This window comes from Streptosporangium sandarakinum (assembly GCF_013409935.1).
Lineage (GTDB): Bacteria > Actinomycetota > Actinomycetes > Streptosporangiales > Streptosporangiaceae > Streptosporangium > Streptosporangium nondiastaticum.
The window spans coordinates 1,550,334-1,565,492 of sequence record NZ_JACCCO010000002.1 but is presented as its reverse complement, the minus strand read 5'-3'; the positions used below and the strand labels follow the sequence as shown (position 1 = coordinate 1,565,492).

Below are 15,159 nucleotides of genomic sequence, written 5' to 3'. Positions count from 1 at the left end.
CGGCCGGGGCGGGTATCCGGGGGAGCGGATACCCGGGGACGAGGAGGAGGGCTCAGTAGTCCATGACGCGGTAGTAGCGGCGCAGGTCGAGCGAGTGGTCGCGGACCCGCTCCAGGTGCTTGCTGACCCGGCTCAGCACGGTGTCGAGCACGAGCGGTGAGAGCAGGCCGCGGAACTCCGGGCTGATCCCGTCGAGCGGGTAGTCACGCGTGTCGAAGACGGTGACGTCCTTGGAGACGCGCTTGGCGAACGCCTCGGCCCGGTCGGTGAGGGCGCGGGTCTCGTCCTCGCCCTGGAAGATGACGACGCTGGTGTCCTCCTCCAGCAGTTCGAGCGAGCCGTGGAAGAACTCGGCGCTGTGCACCCGGGTGGTGCGCAGCCACTGCATCTCCTCCAGGATGCACATGGAGTACAGGTAGGTGAAGCCCCACAGGTTCCCGCCGCCGATGAGGAAGTGGTAGTCGTTGTCCCGGTGGGCCTCGGCGAAGGCGGCGGCCACCGGCTCGGCCTGCTTGGCGACGTCCACGAGGATCCGCGGGATGTCCGCCAGCTCGTCGGCGAGCTTGTCGTAGCCGTCGAACTCCCCGCGGCGCGAGAGCAGCCGGCCCATGAAGAACAGCATCTGGACGTCGAAGGGCCAGGTCTCCGGCTCCGTGACGAGGGCGGCGTCCACCAGCTTCGCGATGGGCGAGTCGGGGTAGCCGGTGAAGCCGATCGTGTAGGCGCCCCGGGCCTTGCAGTACTCGATGGCACGGATGCTGTCCTCGGTGGTGCCCGAGACCGAGGTGAAGACCACGACCGAGCGCTCGCCGAGCCGCGCGTCACCGGAGACGACCAGCTCGGCCGCGATCGCGGCGCGCACGTCGAAGGTGGAGGAGCGCCGGGCCAGGTGCTCGTACGGCCACATCTGGGCGTACGTGCCGCCGGCGCCGACGAGGAGGAGGTTGTCGAACCCCTCGTCCACCAGACGGTCGACGAGCTCCTCGATCTGCGGGCGCAGCGCCGCCGCGCTCGCCGTCCGGGAGAGGAACTCGGGCTCGTTGAAGCGGAGCATCTACGCGTCCTTTCGGGAATGCCACGACCGGTGTCGCCTTGCGACCTGATACCGGTATCACGCAGGGGTCACGCTGGCACAGCGAGCGGCGGGCCGTCAATACCGAGCCCTTGATCCGTTGATTTACCTGGTCAAATCGCTCTCAGGTCACGATGGGGTCTCGGCTGGCGCTCTCGAAAAATAAGATCTTGTTTTAGGTCTGGTACCGGTATCAGATTCTCTGTACAGTCAGCCGACAACCGGGCGGGCCAGGTCGCAGACACCCCCACGGCGCGGATCCGAGGTGCCACGGCACCGGTGGTCCCTCTCCTCTCACGAGAGAAAGGAAGCCCATGCGCTCTCGCGTACTGACGACGTTCGCGGCAATCGCCGGGACCTCGGTGCTCACACTGACCGGCTGCACCGGCGGCGGCACCCCGGCGAAGGCCCCCGCCGCCGACGCCGCCGCGAAACCGGACTACTCCGGCACGCTGAGCATCCTCACCAAGTTCGCCGGCGAGCCGCTGGAGCCGTACTTCGGGAAGGTCGCCGCCGACTACGAGAAGGCGCACCCCGGGGTGAAGGTCGAGCTCATCCAGGAGACCGACCAGAGCATCAAGGACAAGACCAAGACCCTGACGGCCTCCAACGCCCTGCCGGACATCTACTTCACCTGGACCGGCAACTGGGCGGAGAACTTCATCCGCGGCGGACGCGCCGCCGACCTCACCGACGTGATCGGCCCCGACACCCCCTGGGGCAAGACCTTCGGCAAGGGGTCGCTGTCGGCCTTCGCCTACGACGGCAAGTACTACGGCATCCCGCTCTACAACAACGGCAAGTTCATGGGGTACGACAAGGCCGCCTTCGACAAGGCCGGGGTCAAGGTGCCCACCACCTTCGAGGAGCTCATCAGCAGCTGCGCCCCGCTGCGCAAGGCCGGCTACGAGCCGATCGCCTTCGGCAACAAGGACGGCTGGCCCGCCCTGCACTACCTGCAGCAGCTCTTCGCCTACAACGTGCCGCCCGCCACCCTCCAGGCCGACCTCAAGCCCGGGACGGCCAAGCTCGACGACCCCGGCTACGTCACCGCGCTCAAGCAGTTCAAGACCCTCGTCACCCAGTGCACCGACACCGGGACCGGCACCAACGGCGTCCTCTACAGCTCCGCGCAGGAGGCGTTCGCCGGCGGCAAGGCCGCGATGTACTACCAGGAGATCCTGGAGTTCGACAACGCCACCGCCAAGGGCAAACTCGACCCCGCCGAGTTCGGCATCTTCCCGCTGCCCGTCCCCCAGGGCGCCGCGGGTGACGCGGCGACGCTGGAGGGCGCGCCCGAGGGATACCTGATCAACGCCGCCTCACCGCGCGTGCCGCTCGCCGTCGACTTCATGAAGTTCGTCACGAACCAGGAGAACGCCAAGACGCTCTCCGCCCCGCCGTACGGCCAGCCCAGCACGGTCATCGGCGCCGTCACCACCGACACCTCCAGCAAGGCCGTGTTCGAGGGCATCGAGGCGGTCAACAACGCCCCGAGGCTCGCCGCCTGGCTCGACACCGTGACCGTGCCCGAGGTCGCCGACGCGTGGCTGTCCGGCGGAGAGGCGCTCATCACCGGCGGCAAGACCCCCGAGCAGGTGCTCGAAAGCGTGCGCCAGGCATCGGCGTCGGCCAAGTGACCCGCCCGCACACGAGCCGCTCGGCGTAAGGAGAGCATGCCGGTGCCCACCATCGTCAAACGAGCGCTCGGGCTCGCGTGGGTCCTCCCCGCGCTCGCGCTGGTCGGGGTGTTCGTCTACTTCCCGCTGGCGGAGAACCTCGGGTTCAGCACCCTCAAATGGGACATCTACAGCGGAAGCCAGGAGTTCGTCGGCCTGGAGAACTACCGCAAGCTCGTCGACGACCCCGTCTTCTGGAGGTCACTCGGCAACAACGTGATGTACGCGGTGGTCTCGATCGCCTTCCAGGTGTGCGGCGCGCTCGTGCTCGCCGCGCTCATCGAGAGCATCCGCAGCCGGCGGTGGCAGCGGATCCTCCGGTCGATCTACTTCATCCCCTGCGCCATCTCGCTGACCGTGGCGGGCCTGCTGTTCTACTTCATCTACGAACCCAACCTCGGCCCGCTCAACCACCTGCTGGAGGCGGTGGGGCTCGGCGACCTCGGCCGCTCCTGGCTCGGCGAGGAGAGCACCGCGATGCCCGCGATCATCGCGATGAGCCAGTGGCAGGGCTTCGGCTACTCCACCCTGCTGTTCGCCGTCGCCATCCAGCGCATCCCCGCGGAGATCTACCACGCCGCCGCCCTCGACGGCACCGGCCCCGTCCGCCGCTTCTTCCACGTGACGGTCCCCCTGGTGCGCGAGATGACCGGCCTGATGATGATGGTCACCATCTCCGGCGCGTTCCAGGTCTTCAACGAGGTCATGGTGATGACCGGCGGCGGCCCCGACAACTCCAGCCAGGTGCTCGGAACCTGGCTCTACCGGAGCGGCTTCGTCCGCAACGACTTCGGCTACGCCGCCGCCATCGCGACGGTGATCTTCGTGATCACGCTCGCCATCGCCGTGGCGCAGCTGTGGGTCGCCAACAGGAGAAGGGTGGAATGGTGAGCCGCATCGGCTTCCTCGGCGTGATCGCACGCGTCTTCCTGTGGGTGTTCCTGCTCGGCCTCGCCGTGGTCGTGGTCTACCCGCTGCTGTGGATGGTGCTCAACGGGTTCAAGACCAACTCGCAGCTCTTCGGGAACCCCTTCGCCCTCCCCGTCGACTGGAGCTTCGAGAACTACCGCAAGGCGTGGAACCGGGGGGTGAGCGACTACCTCACCACCAGCGTGCTCGTCACGGTGACCTCGACGGTCGCCACCGTCTTCGTCAGTGCCTGGGCCGCCTACGGTCTCACCCGGGTGAAGATCCCGTTCAGCGGGTTCGTCACCGGGACGATCCTCGGCGGCCTCATGCTCGCCCCCAGCGTGGCGCTCGTCCCGCTGGTGAAGATGTTCCAGGCGATGGGCCTGTACAACAGCTTCTGGGCGCTGCTCATCCTCTACACCGCCTTCCGGGTGCCCTTCACCACCTTCCTCATCCGCGCCTACATGCTCGACCTCCCCCGCGAGGTCGACGAGGCGGCCGAGATGGACGGCTGCGGCCGGTGGACGGCGTTCTGGCACATCATCCTGCCGATGTGCAAGCCGATCATCACCTCGACGGTCCTGCTGCACATCCTCTTCGCCTGGAACGAGTACCTCTTCGCGATGATCTTCACCAGCGGCAGCGGCGTGCAGACCCTCCCGGTCGGCCTGATGAGCCTGATGAGCAAGCACGGCACCGAGTTCCCCGTCGTCTTCGCCGGCATGACCATCGCGGCGATCCCGGTCATGCTGCTGTTCTTCTTCGGCCAGCGCTACATCGTCAAGGGCATGGCCGACGGCATCGGCAAGTGACCGGTCCCGCCGTACGGCGTCCGCACCGCCGTACCGCGGCGCCGGGGCCCTGGACCCGGCACCGCGGACCCGGGACGACGGACCCAGGACGACGGACCCGGGATGACGGACCCAGGACGACGGACCCGGGACCGCGGACCCAGGACGGCGTCGCGCGGCCGGAGGACGATGGCGGGGCGGCACCCGGCCCGCCCCGGAACCCGGCCCCGAACCAGGTCTCCGAACCCGGTCCGCGTCGCACCCCACACGACAGGAGCACCGATGACCCTCTCCCTCGGCCAGATCACCGCCTCGAACTTCTCCTACCAGCACCAGCCGTTCGAGCGGTTCCTCGACGACGCCGCGGCCCTCGGCCGGGAACACGTGGAACTGTGGGGCATCGCGCCGCAGTTCCACGTGCCGCAGGTGAGCGACGCCGAGGCGCGAGCCGTCCGCCGCCGCCTGGAGTCGCGCGGCCTCACGGTCCGCTGCCTGACCCCCGAGCAGGTGATGTACCCGGTCAACGTGGCCTCGCCCGTCACCTGGCTGCGCGCCGCCAGCATCGGCATGTTCCGCCGCGCGGCCGAGCTGTGCGCCGAGCTCGGAGCCGAGCTGCTCCTGCTGACCCCGGGCCGCGGCTTCGAGAACGAGCCGGTGGAGGCGGCCTGGCGCAGCTCCGCCGACGCGATCGGCGAGATCGCCGCCTACGCCGCCACCCTCGGCGTGACCTGCGTGCTCGAACCCCTGCAGCGCGTGGAGTCGAACCTCCTCAACGACTCCCGGGCGCTCGCCAGGATGATCGACGAGGTGGGCGCGGCCAACCTCGGCGCGGTGCTCGACACGGTGGGCATGGCCGTCGCCGGCGAGAGCGTGGACGACTACTTCGACGCGCTCGGCGACCGCGTCCGCCACGTCCACCTGATCGACGGCCGGCCCGCGGGCCACCTGGCGTGGGGCGACGGCGAACTGCCGCTGGCCGACTACCTCGCCGCCCTGGACCGCCGGGGGTACCGGGGCCGTATGACCTTCGAGCTCTTCGGCGACGGCACCTACGCGTTCGACCCGCTCCCGGTGGTGGAGCGCTGCCTGGAAGCCGTACGCGCCGCCCTCCCCACCCCGGACACCGCCCCCGGCCGCCCCTGAACCGGACCGCCTCCCCGGCGGGGAAGCGGTCCGGCGGGAGAGCGTTCGGAGACGGAGCGGTTCGGCGGGGCCGGTTCGGCAGGAGAGCGGCCCGGGAGGGGACCGGCCCGGCGGGGGAGCGGTTCAGCAGGAGAGCGGGGAGGAGCTCAGGGCCACGTCGTCGTACCAGATCGTGTCCTGGTCGCCCCCGTAGCTCTCCCAGCCCAGCCGCAGCGTGGTCGGACGCGGCGCGGTCGTACGGCGAAGCCACTGGGAGTCGACGTCCTGCGTGGGAACCCCGTCCACGCGCAGCCCGGCGACCTCCCGGTCGTCCACCAGGGTGCGGATCGACTGCCGGGTGGTGTCGATCTCGTACCGCAGGCAGACCCAGCGGCCGACCGGCAGCGGGGTGCTGAGCGCGACCCCCGCCGGGCTCTGCTCGGGAAGCGTGGCGTCGTCGGACTCGCGGTTCCACTGCAGCGCCCCGTTCTGGCCGCCGACGCGCAGGTCCCGGCCGCCGTCCCGGGAGTCCGCCATGGTGATCATGCTGACGTGCCCGGCAGGCAGGGCCGTCGCGTGCCGGACCCACATCCGCGCGTGGACCACGGGGCCGATGGCGGAGACGTCCCGGGTGGTACCGGCGAAGACGTGGTTGCAGTACCCGCCGCCGCCGTTGATCCGCAGGGACCTGCTCCCGCCGTGCGCGACCGAGGTGTCGATCACGGCGGTGCCGGAGCCGGAGCAGTTGGGCGTCACGACCTGCCAGTCACCGGCCGGGACGCCCGCCTGGTCCTCGAACCCCGAGCAGACCGCCGCCCCCGCGCACCCCGGCCCGCCGGTCGGCGTCACCGTCGGCGTCGCGGTCGGTGTCACGGTGGGCGTGGCCGTCGGTGTCACCGTGGGTGTCGCGGTGGGCGTGGCCGTCGGGGTGACGCTCGGGCTCGGGGAACCGGTGCCGTTGCAGGGCACGTCGTTGAGGGTGAAGTCGGCGGGCACCGGGCCGGCCGCCGTCCAGGTGCCCTGCAGGCCGAACTCGGCGGTCCCGCCGGTGGGCAGGGAGGCGTTCCACGAGACGTTCGTCGCGGTCACCGTCGTGCCGCTCTGCCCGACCTGCGCGTTCCAGGCGTTCGTCACCCGCTGGTCACCGCCGAAGGTCAACCGGAGTCGCCAGCCGTCGACCGCCGCCCCCAGGTTGGTCACCTTCACCTGGGCGGTGAACCCGCCCTGCCACTGGTTCACGGTGTAGTCCACCCGGCAGCCGGTGTCCGGCAGGGCCGCCGCCGGGCCGGCCGCCGCCGCGGCGAGACCTCCCAGTACCAGTGCCGCCGAGACGACGACCGCCCGGAGCCGGACGGCGAACGAAGCGGGAAGCGCCATGACATCGCACCCTTCGGACTCGGCGAACCGGGACGACGACGATGTTTCGTACCGCACCGCCCACCCGTCAACGCCCGCCCCGCTCTCGGCGCGTCACCGGACCCCGATCGCCGCCGGGACCAGGGGTTTCTCCCGGGCGGAGAGTCCCACCGACCGCCTGCCCGGTGAATCTTTCACCCGCACGGTCCACGCGGCTGAGCCGTACGGATCCGCCATCCAGTCGTACGGCCCGCGCCATCCGCTCATACGACCAACGCGGTTGAGCCGTACGGATCCGCCGTCCAGTCGTACGGCCCGCGCCATCCGCTCATACGACCAACGCGGTTGAGCCGTACGGTCCGCGGCTCCCCGTTCGTACGACTCGCGAACCCGAGCCGTACGGTCTGCGGCTCCCGGCGGTACGGCCCGCACGGCGCCGGCCACCGCACCCGCCCTCCTCCCCGATGCTCATCTCCCCTGCATCCGCGTGCCGTACGGTCCTCAACTCCCCGTCATCTGATCTTGTGAAGGTCGGTTCCCAGGCCACCTCACCACCCCGAGGAGACCCATGTTCCGACGACCCGGCCTTGTGACCAGGATCGCGCTGGCCGCCTTGACGGTGACCGCCGCGGTGGCGGCCGCCGTACCGTCCCCGGCAGCGCCGACGATCTCGGCGGCCCTGACGGCCTCGGCGGCTCCGGCGGTCGCCGACGTCGCCCACCGCGGGGCGTCCGCCTACGCGCCCGAGAACACCGTCGCGGCCTTCGAACTGGCCGCCAGGCAGCGCGCCGACATGTTCGAGCTCGACGTCCAGGAGACCGCCGACCACAAGCTCGTCCTGATGCACGACACCACGCTGGCCCGCACCACCGACGTCGAGAAGGTCTTCCCGGACCGGACGCCCTGGAGGGTCGGTGACTTCACCCTCGCCGAGATCCGCAGACTGGACGCGGGCTCGTGGTTCTCCGTCGACTACCGGGACGAGCCGGTGCCCACCCTCGGCGAGGTGCTGGACGCGATGGCGGACAAGGCCCCCGGTCTGCTCCTGGAGGTCAAGGAACCCCGGCTCTACCCGGGCGTCGAGGCCCGCGTCGCCGACGAGCTGCGCGACCACCCGTCGTGGCTGAGCCCCGGTCGCCTCGTGGTGCAGTCATTCGACTGGAACTCGATGCGGACGTTCCACCGTCTCATGCCGGAGGTCCCGATCGGCCTGCTCGGCACCCCGCCGATCGCGGACCTTCCGAAGCTGGCGGAGTACGCCGACCTGATCAACCCGCCGTACGGCGGGCTCACCCGCGACTACGTCCGCCGCGTCCACTCCCACGGCATGGGCGTCCTCACCTGGACGGTGAACGACACCGCGGTCGCGCGCCGCCTCGTCTCCTACGGCGTGGACGGCATCATCACCAACCGGCCGGACGCGATGCGACAGGTCGTCTCGCGGTAGGGAGGCACCGCCCCGGTTCCCGGAGTCCTCCGGCGAGGCGGCCCGCACGCGTCCCGGCGCCCACTGGAACACATCGGCGCACACCGGCGTGCACCGGCGCGCACGGACCGCCTCGCGGGCCGTCTCACAGACCACTTTCAGGGCCGGCCGGCCGGGCGACGGCTCGGCGAACCGCCGGACCGTAGGGCCGAGACCGCCGGCCCGCCGGATCGCCATGACACCTGACGTGGCCTCAGGCCCGCCGCAGCCGCTCGATGACGAACCGGACGCGCTCCTCGACCGGCGCGCGGGGGAGCGGCACCGGCTCGTAGCCGTACTCGGTGTAGGTCGCGACCATGGACTCGTAGGTCCGCTCGGCCTCCTCGTAGGACTGCCTGCGCTCGGCGTCCCGCCGGTAGATCTCCGGCCAGGGAGGCGCGACGAACACACTCCGGTGGTAACGGAACCCGAGCGCTGCCGCGTGGACGTGCTCCGGGACGGGAAGCCCCTCCAGGCGCAGGTAGCCCACGATGTCGGGGATCCCGCGATCGAAGAAGACCGGCGCCGCCTCCGCCGTACGCGTCATCTCCTCCGCATTCACCGCGTCCGTCGCCTTCTCCGCACTCACCGTGTCCGGCGCCGCCGCCGAGGCCATCCGGTAGGAGCGCAGCTCCCAGCCGAGCATCAGCTCGGCGAACAGCTCCCGGTCGGCCCAGGGCAGCGCGCGCCCGCCGATCGCCACCTGGTCCTGGATGACGCCGCGCCCCGCCTCGTACGACCGCGCGAACCCGGCCTCCTGCAACCGGTCGATCAGGGTGCTCTTCCCGGCCCCGGGACCCCCGGTCACCACGACGTACGGCTGGACCTCGGATCGGTCCCCGTCCATGTGCACTCCTTCCGTCGTCCGTCGCGATCACTGTGTGATCTTCGTCCCCGAAGATGATCCGGTGAACATCGACGAGATCCGTCTCCGCGTCGAGGAACTGTCCCGGGGGTTCGGGGTCCACGCGCCGGACGTGGTCTGCGGCGAGCCGCCCCAGGGCGTGGACTGCATACTGCGCAGGCAGGGGAGGAACCAGGTGATCGTCGTCGGTCCCACCTTCGACGCCCTGCCGGAGTACGCCCGGGACACCGACCTGGCATGGGCCATCACGGCGTCCGACCGCGCGTACCTCCGGAAGGAAGGCGTGCCGACCCGCGTCTCGGTCGGCCTCGGCACCCTGGTCGGCCTCGTGTGCGCTCCGCTGGTCTTCCTGTTCGACTCGCTCGTCCCGGTCGCGGTGACGGCCCTGGCGCTTCTCGTCCTCGTCGTGCTGCCGGTCATGATGCGGCGGCAGATATACGCGATGGACCGCCGGGTGGCCGAGGTCTGCGGGGAGGAGCCGATCCACCGCGCCCTACGGTACGTGCAGGAGCACCCGCCCCGGACGCGGGGCCTGTACCGGCTCGCACTGAAGCTGCAGCCATCCCCGGAGAAACGAGCCGCCCGCCTGCTCGCCGCCCGGCCGTGACCGCCGCAGTGGCGGCTCCGCGCGGACCGGCGGTACCTGTGGAACACCGATTCCATTGAGGTCGAATCAGCGCATTTGGGGCGTTCGCCACGTGTCTTGGAATCATTGTCCTACGACTGAGCCCTGACAATTCCCGACGCGGGCAAACGGGTGATCCATTACCCAGGCCCCGAGCCGGGGTCCGGCAACGACGGAGAGTGCTTCGCCTGATCGCCTCCAGGCGAAGTCAGAGCATGTAATCCGAGCCTTTGGAAATCGCTGGCGGTTTCGACCCGCATGGTTTAGGTTTCCGGTCTTGTCGGCGACGCGGTACATACCGGTGGCGTTGTCGATCCCCCTTCAGGGAAGGAATGGTCATGCCTCCCCGAAAGTCGATCGAGTTGAACCATGACGACCTGCTGGTCTTCTTCGAGAAGAACAACGAGTTCAATCGCGAGCTGCGCAGGCTGACCCAGGCAACGGACATCAGGTTCGACTGGGATGCCAGAGCCTACCGGCTCAGTGCCGCGGCGGCGCGGTCCCCCGAGGTGTGCCACAATCTCCGCGAGTTCGCCATCCGCCACAACCTGGGGTTCGGAAGAGCTGCGGCACGGCGCCTTGGCGCCTTCGTCACGCGTAACTCCCTGTCACGCCTTCGTGCTGAGCTGTCCGCCATCGAAGAAAAGCTCCGAGGCGGCATATCGCTGCCGAACTTCCACGCTGACGGCGGTACGGATATGGCAGGGAGACTCGCTCAGCGCGCTGGTCAGCTGCGTGCCATGCTCTCCTGGCCGGCTTTTGGGGTTCGCCCCGCCGAGTGTGACCTCGTCTCGCCCGGGTGTCTCATCCGAGTGGGCTTCGCTGACGGCGAGGAACAGACCGTAATCATTTCCGCCGTGGATCTCCCGGACTACGACCGCTTTTCTCCCTTCAAATCGGCGGGGAGGGCGGCAGCGGTTTCCCGCGTCGGCCAAGGGTGGCAGCTGGAGAACGGCCGCGGCACGGTAAGGATTCTCGCGATCATGGATTAAGTGAGTCTCACCGTGGTTCGGCCAAGGGGACGACTCGTCACACCGAGGAGTCCGCTGCCTACCTCGTTGCCCTGGAATCGGTCGGTCCCTCCGCGGCCCCGGCGCTTTTCACCACCCTGCCTGCCGGCAGGCGATCCCACATGGCTTCCGACGTCGTGCTTCCCCCATCCCCCGGTGACCGCCCCTACTGGCGGCTCCGCCCCAGAGCCGGCTTCAGGAGCGGTTACCGCAGCCCTCGGCGGTCACCGCTCAATACATCCCCATGGACAGGGCTGGCTTTCGGAGCGAAAACGCCGGCCTTCCGGTGGTTCGGCAGGGATGGGGGAGGAGAGATCTCCTCGTTGCGCGTGGAAGCGCATCGCTGCCGAAGACCGGTGCGATTCACTCATTCGACGTCACCTCGTCAAGCCACAACCGGCGGCTGAAGCCGCCCCGCTCGGCCCGCTTGTGATGTGCCGCCTCTTGGACCTCCTCCTCGGAGAATCCGAGCGTTTCGGTGAGGGCCGCCAGCACCTCGTGGATGTCGGCCAGTTCCCCCAGTAGATCATCGGGTCCGGCCTGTCGCAGCTCCTCGGCCTCTTCGGCGAGCTTGGCTGTCAGCGCGGGGATCACTTCCCACTCGTCAAGGACACGCACCCTGGCCGTCTCGCCGCTGGCCTCGATGATCTCCGGGATCCGATCGCGGACCAGCTTGCCGTACTTGATTGTCCGTTTTTGCATGAAAATGTCATCCTCCTGGCGGATACTCCGCATGTGGATTACCAGCGTGGCGTGATCACCGGTGAGAGCGTATGGCGTGCCATCGTCTTGTACGGTGCCAATTCGGCCACCTACAAGTTCGCCTTCGGTGCGACTTTGCTGGAGATCGCCGCCACCGGTCGTGACCACGTCACGCTGGACGAGTTGGCGCCGCGGTACGCGGAACTGCTCTGTCAGGCCCTCCAGCGCCAGCCCCGGCAAGGCACCTCCGGCCGCAGTAAGTTCCTGGATGCCTGCCGCGCGTTCAATGCCGGTGACCTCGACCTCGACACACTGCACCGGCGAACCGTCCAGCTCGGCTTCGTCAATGTCATCGACGCCTTTCCCAAGCTCGGCGGTGAACAGGCACCGGTGCGCTACTACGAGGACCGGCGTAAGAGCCTCGCCCCGGGCCTGGTGCTGCGCGACGAGCTTCTCGAACTCGCCCGATCGGTGCACGCCCCCGACCTCGACGCCGAGACCGCAGCCCGGTGGCGGCTGGTGGAGACGGCGTGGGCGACCGGCGTGTCCGGCGCCCTCCTCGCTTCCTCACCGTCCTCGACGCCCTCGCTGGTCTACGACTCCGGCACCCAGCACCTGGTCCTGCAGACCGGGCAGCGCCGTAAGAGCGTCGCCGGAGTCGTCGCGGCCCTCAGCGGATATCAGGATGGCCGCTGTGCCTACTGCAACCAGCTCATGGCCCAGGAGCGAAGCGGACCCATCGTCGAGCACGTTCTACCTTGGAAGCTGCTCACCCGCGACTGGAACGGCCCCGACGTCGACGCCGTCTGGAACCTGGTGCTGTCCTGCGAGCCCTGCAACGTCGCGAAGCGGGATCGAGCACCACACGAGTCCTGGATGCCGTGGCTGGAACAGCGCAACAACGACCTCATCGAATCGCGTCATCCGCTGCGTGACGTCCTCATGGCCCAGACCGGCGCGACTGCGGCCCTCCGGCGTGCCGCTCTCAAGGATGCCTACCGAAGAGCGACGGAACTGCTGCCGGTCGTCTGGACACCGTCCATGGGCACTCACATGGCATGAAGCCTTGCCGCGCCTCCAAGCCAAGAGCGAGTTCGTTCTGATTTGCCGGGATCACTAAGTTCAGGTCGCTGTTCGAGGCGATACGAATCTGTCGAACATCGACTGGAAAATAACGGAAAGACCCAGGTTACGACGTGGAGATTGCCGCTGATTAACGCTGTGCGTTCAGGTCGCTTGACCTACTCTTGGCGGAGACGTGTTGCGAGTACGCGCCAAAGCAGCCTATCCTGAGTCCATTGCTGCCCGCCGTTCCCCGGAACTGGCGGGCCTTTTCATGTGAGGTGCTCGATGGCGAGCGGAACCCCCCTCTCGGCATGCATGGTGATCGACTACCAGAACATCCACCTCACGGCCAACGGCCTGTTCGCCCCCTATGGGACACACGTCAAAGACACTCTCGTGGATCCCCTCGCCTTCGCCGAGCGAGTCCTGGAGGTACGCGCCGAGCTTCAGACCCTTCCTGCGCCGAAGCTTGTGACCCTGGCTGAGGTCCATGTCTTCCGGGGTTCTCCAAGTAACGCTCGGGAGCCCATCCTCTACAGCGTGACCCAGCGGCATCGGGCTGAGTGGACTCGGGACGCGCGCGTCCAGGTGACCTACCGTCCGCTGCGCTACCCGGCCGACTGGGGGCAGCGATCCTGTGTTGAGAGGCCGCGGGAGAAGGGCATCGATGTCATGGTCGCTCTCGAGGTGGTCCAGCTCGCGCAGTTCGGCCGATACGACATCGTCGTCCTGGCCTCCCACGACACGGACCTGGAGCCGGCGCTGGAAATGGCGGCTGGGGTTGGGCGCGTCAAGGTCGAGACTGCGGGCTGGCAGGGAGCAAGGCGGTTGCGACCGTCGGGACGGTCCCTGTGGCATACCGCGCTGAGTGGTGCAGACTTCGTCAAAACACGGGACCGGCGCTGCTATGACCGGTGATTACGGGGTGTGCCCTGTCTGGGCATGGCCGTCACTGCGGGATCTCGCAGGTGCATCGTCGACGCGCCGTGACCGGTGCCGTGGCGAGCTATCCGGCCACCGTTTGTGTCCTGTCCCAGTGGGGATCAAGGACCTCGGCAACCGAGGTAACGGCAACAGAAACAGTTAGAGCGACCATGCATGACCAAGCCTGGTGACTCTCAACCATGGCGCCTGCTTCCCGTCGAATCACCCGTAACAGAAGAACCAGGGGCAAATGTGACCCCAGTGTCATAAAGATCCGCCATGGTGGAAGGGTGCGAACGTGGCTCGGTGATCAGGTCAGGAAGCGGCTGAGCACGTTCAGCCCGATCGTGCCCTCCATCGCGCAGTGTGCCGTCGGCTCCGCGCTGGCCTGGATCGTCGCCGTTCATCTGCTCGGCCACGCCCATCCCCTCTTCGCGCCCATCTCCGTGATGATCTGCGTGGGCGTGGGGCTCGGGCGGCGGCTGCGCAGGGTGGCCGAGCTGGTGGTCGGCGTCAGCCTGGGCGTGGGCATCGGGGACCTGCTGGGATCCTGGATCGGTTCGGGCCCCTGGCAGATGGCCCTCGTGATCGCGCTGGCCATGACCGTCGCGGGGCTCCTGAGCAGCGGTGAGCTGTTCGTGTCGCAGGTCGGGTCGTCCGCGGTGCTGGTCGCCATGCTGGTGCCGGGCGAGGACGTCGGCGGGCTGGACCGGATGGCCGACGCGCTCACCGGCGGCATCGTCGGCATCGTCGCGGTCGCGTTGCTGCCCGCCAGCCCGCTCGCCATCGCGGGCCGGCACCTGTCCGGCGTGCTCGACGCCCTCTCCACCGTGCTGGAGCAGGCCGCGGAGGCGATCGAGAAGAACGACATGGACATGGCCGCCGAGGCCCTGGAGTGCGGGCGCAGGACCCAGGAGGCGGTCGAGGAGTTCGAGGCGGCGCTGGAGAACAGCAAGGAGATCATCATGATCTCGCCGCTGCGCTGGCACCACCGGGCCCAGCTGACCAGGTACGAGACCGCCGCCATGCCGGTGGACCTGGCGCTGCGCAACGCCCGCGTGCTGGCCCGCCGTACGCTCGCGGCGCTGGGGGAGACCAGCCCGCCGCCGGTCGTGCTGGCCGACTCGTTGCGAGAGGTCTCGGAGGCGGCGCTGCTGCTTCAGCTCGAACTGGGGGCCGGGCGCGAGCCGATGCTGGCCCGGCAGGCGCTGCTCGCCGTCGCCGAGCGGGAGCGGCCCACGAACCTGGGCTTCTCGGCGAACGTCACCCTCGCGCAGCTACGTTCCATCGCCGTCGACCTGCTGGAGGCGACCGGGATGGACCACGACGAGGCCTCGGCCACCCTGCGCCCGCTGAACGAGCCGAGTGATGAGAGCGGCGGCGGGCTGGATGAGCCGAGCGACGGGAGCGCCGGCGGGGTGGATGAGCCGAGTGACGAGAGCGGCGGCGGGCTGAGCGAGTCGAGTGACGAGAGCACGGGCGGACGGCGCCGCTAGGTTCCGTTCCGCGAATCTCCACTCGGCCGGCCGCGGCGGGCGGGGAGATCCGCGGAACAGAACCGGGACCGGTCGCCG

14 protein-coding genes are annotated in these 15,159 nt (G+C 69.0%); 10 read left to right on the top strand and 4 right to left on the bottom strand.

The genetic code is table 11. From position 1 onward, the window contains the following. Window positions 1–52 precede the first annotated feature (52 nt). Entirely contained in the window at window positions 53–1,054 is a 1,002-nt protein-coding gene (locus HDA43_RS25545; protein ID WP_179825835.1) for an SIS domain-containing protein, read from the bottom strand. 332 nt (window positions 1,055–1,386) lie between these two features. Between HDA43_RS25545 and HDA43_RS25540 the strand changes: the two genes are divergently transcribed. The 4 genes from HDA43_RS25540 (at window position 1,387) to HDA43_RS25525 (ending at window position 5,594) form a co-directional block, all read left to right on the top strand. Then, window positions 1,387–2,712 (top strand): ABC transporter substrate-binding protein, encoded by a 1,326-nt coding sequence (locus tag HDA43_RS25540; protein WP_179825833.1) that lies wholly within the window; start codon window positions 1,387–1,389, stop codon window positions 2,710–2,712. A gap of 36 nt (window positions 2,713–2,748) precedes the next feature. Then, on the top strand, window positions 2,749–3,642 hold the full coding sequence (locus tag HDA43_RS25535; RefSeq protein ID WP_179825831.1) for a carbohydrate ABC transporter permease: 894 nt from the start codon (window positions 2,749–2,751) through the stop codon (window positions 3,640–3,642). Further along, window positions 3,636–4,472 carry a carbohydrate ABC transporter permease gene (locus HDA43_RS25530; protein ID WP_179825829.1) on the top strand — a complete coding sequence of 279 codons (837 nt, stop codon included), beginning with the start codon at window positions 3,636–3,638 and terminating at the stop codon, window positions 4,470–4,472. The genes HDA43_RS25535 and HDA43_RS25530 overlap by 7 nt, the downstream gene beginning before the upstream one ends. 261 nt (window positions 4,473–4,733) lie before the next feature. Beyond that, on the top strand, window positions 4,734–5,594 hold the full coding sequence (locus tag HDA43_RS25525; RefSeq protein ID WP_179825827.1) for a sugar phosphate isomerase/epimerase family protein: 861 nt from the start codon (window positions 4,734–4,736) through the stop codon (window positions 5,592–5,594). A gap of 123 nt (window positions 5,595–5,717) precedes the next feature. Here HDA43_RS25525 and HDA43_RS25520 read toward each other — a convergent pair whose 3' ends face one another. Next, window positions 5,718–6,950, bottom strand: coding sequence for a cellulose-binding domain-containing protein (locus HDA43_RS25520; protein WP_179825825.1), 1,233 nt, complete (start codon window positions 6,948–6,950; stop codon window positions 5,718–5,720). Window positions 6,951–7,497: 547 nt separating this feature from the next. Between HDA43_RS25520 and HDA43_RS25515 the strand changes: the two genes are divergently transcribed. Further along, a complete protein-coding gene (locus HDA43_RS25515) occupies window positions 7,498–8,376 on the top strand; it encodes a glycerophosphodiester phosphodiesterase (protein WP_179825823.1) in 879 nt (292 codons plus the stop codon). A 232-nt stretch (window positions 8,377–8,608) separates the two neighbouring features. On the opposite strand, the gene HDA43_RS25510 is transcribed toward HDA43_RS25515, so the two are convergent. Continuing rightward, window positions 8,609–9,241: an AAA family ATPase gene (locus HDA43_RS25510; RefSeq protein WP_179825821.1), complete on the bottom strand. Its 633-nt coding sequence runs from the start codon at window positions 9,239–9,241 to the stop codon at window positions 8,609–8,611. 61 nt (window positions 9,242–9,302) lie between these two features. Between HDA43_RS25510 and HDA43_RS25505 the strand changes: the two genes are divergently transcribed. Next, window positions 9,303–9,866: a hypothetical protein gene (locus HDA43_RS25505; protein WP_179825819.1), complete on the top strand. Its 564-nt coding sequence runs from the start codon at window positions 9,303–9,305 to the stop codon at window positions 9,864–9,866. Between the two features lie 356 nt (window positions 9,867–10,222). Beyond that, entirely contained in the window at window positions 10,223–10,876 is a 654-nt protein-coding gene (locus tag HDA43_RS25500) for a hypothetical protein (RefSeq protein ID WP_179825817.1), read from the top strand. Window positions 10,877–11,257: 381 nt separating this feature from the next. Here the strand turns inward: HDA43_RS25500 and HDA43_RS25495 are convergent, their stop codons facing one another. Beyond that, the gene (locus tag HDA43_RS25495) at window positions 11,258–11,596 is read right to left on the bottom strand and encodes a nucleoside triphosphate pyrophosphohydrolase (RefSeq protein WP_218912413.1); all 339 of its coding nucleotides are present in this window, start codon (window positions 11,594–11,596) and stop codon (window positions 11,258–11,260) included. A 33-nt stretch (window positions 11,597–11,629) separates the two neighbouring features. Here HDA43_RS25495 and HDA43_RS36500 point away from each other — a divergent pair, with 33 nt between their 5' ends. The 3 genes from HDA43_RS36500 to HDA43_RS25480 all read left to right on the top strand — a co-directional run bounded on the left by HDA43_RS36500 (window position 11,630) and on the right by HDA43_RS25480 (window position 15,081). After that, complete coding sequence (locus tag HDA43_RS36500; protein WP_179825813.1) at window positions 11,630–12,658, top strand: HNH endonuclease; 1,029 nt, start codon at window positions 11,630–11,632, stop codon at window positions 12,656–12,658. 318 nt (window positions 12,659–12,976) lie between these two features. Then, entirely contained in the window at window positions 12,977–13,579 is a 603-nt protein-coding gene (locus tag HDA43_RS25485; protein ID WP_179825810.1) for an NYN domain-containing protein, read from the top strand. A gap of 296 nt (window positions 13,580–13,875) precedes the next feature. Continuing rightward, complete coding sequence (locus HDA43_RS25480; protein ID WP_312873536.1) at window positions 13,876–15,081, top strand: FUSC family protein; 1,206 nt, start codon at window positions 13,876–13,878, stop codon at window positions 15,079–15,081. Window positions 15,082–15,159: the final 78 nt, after the last annotated feature.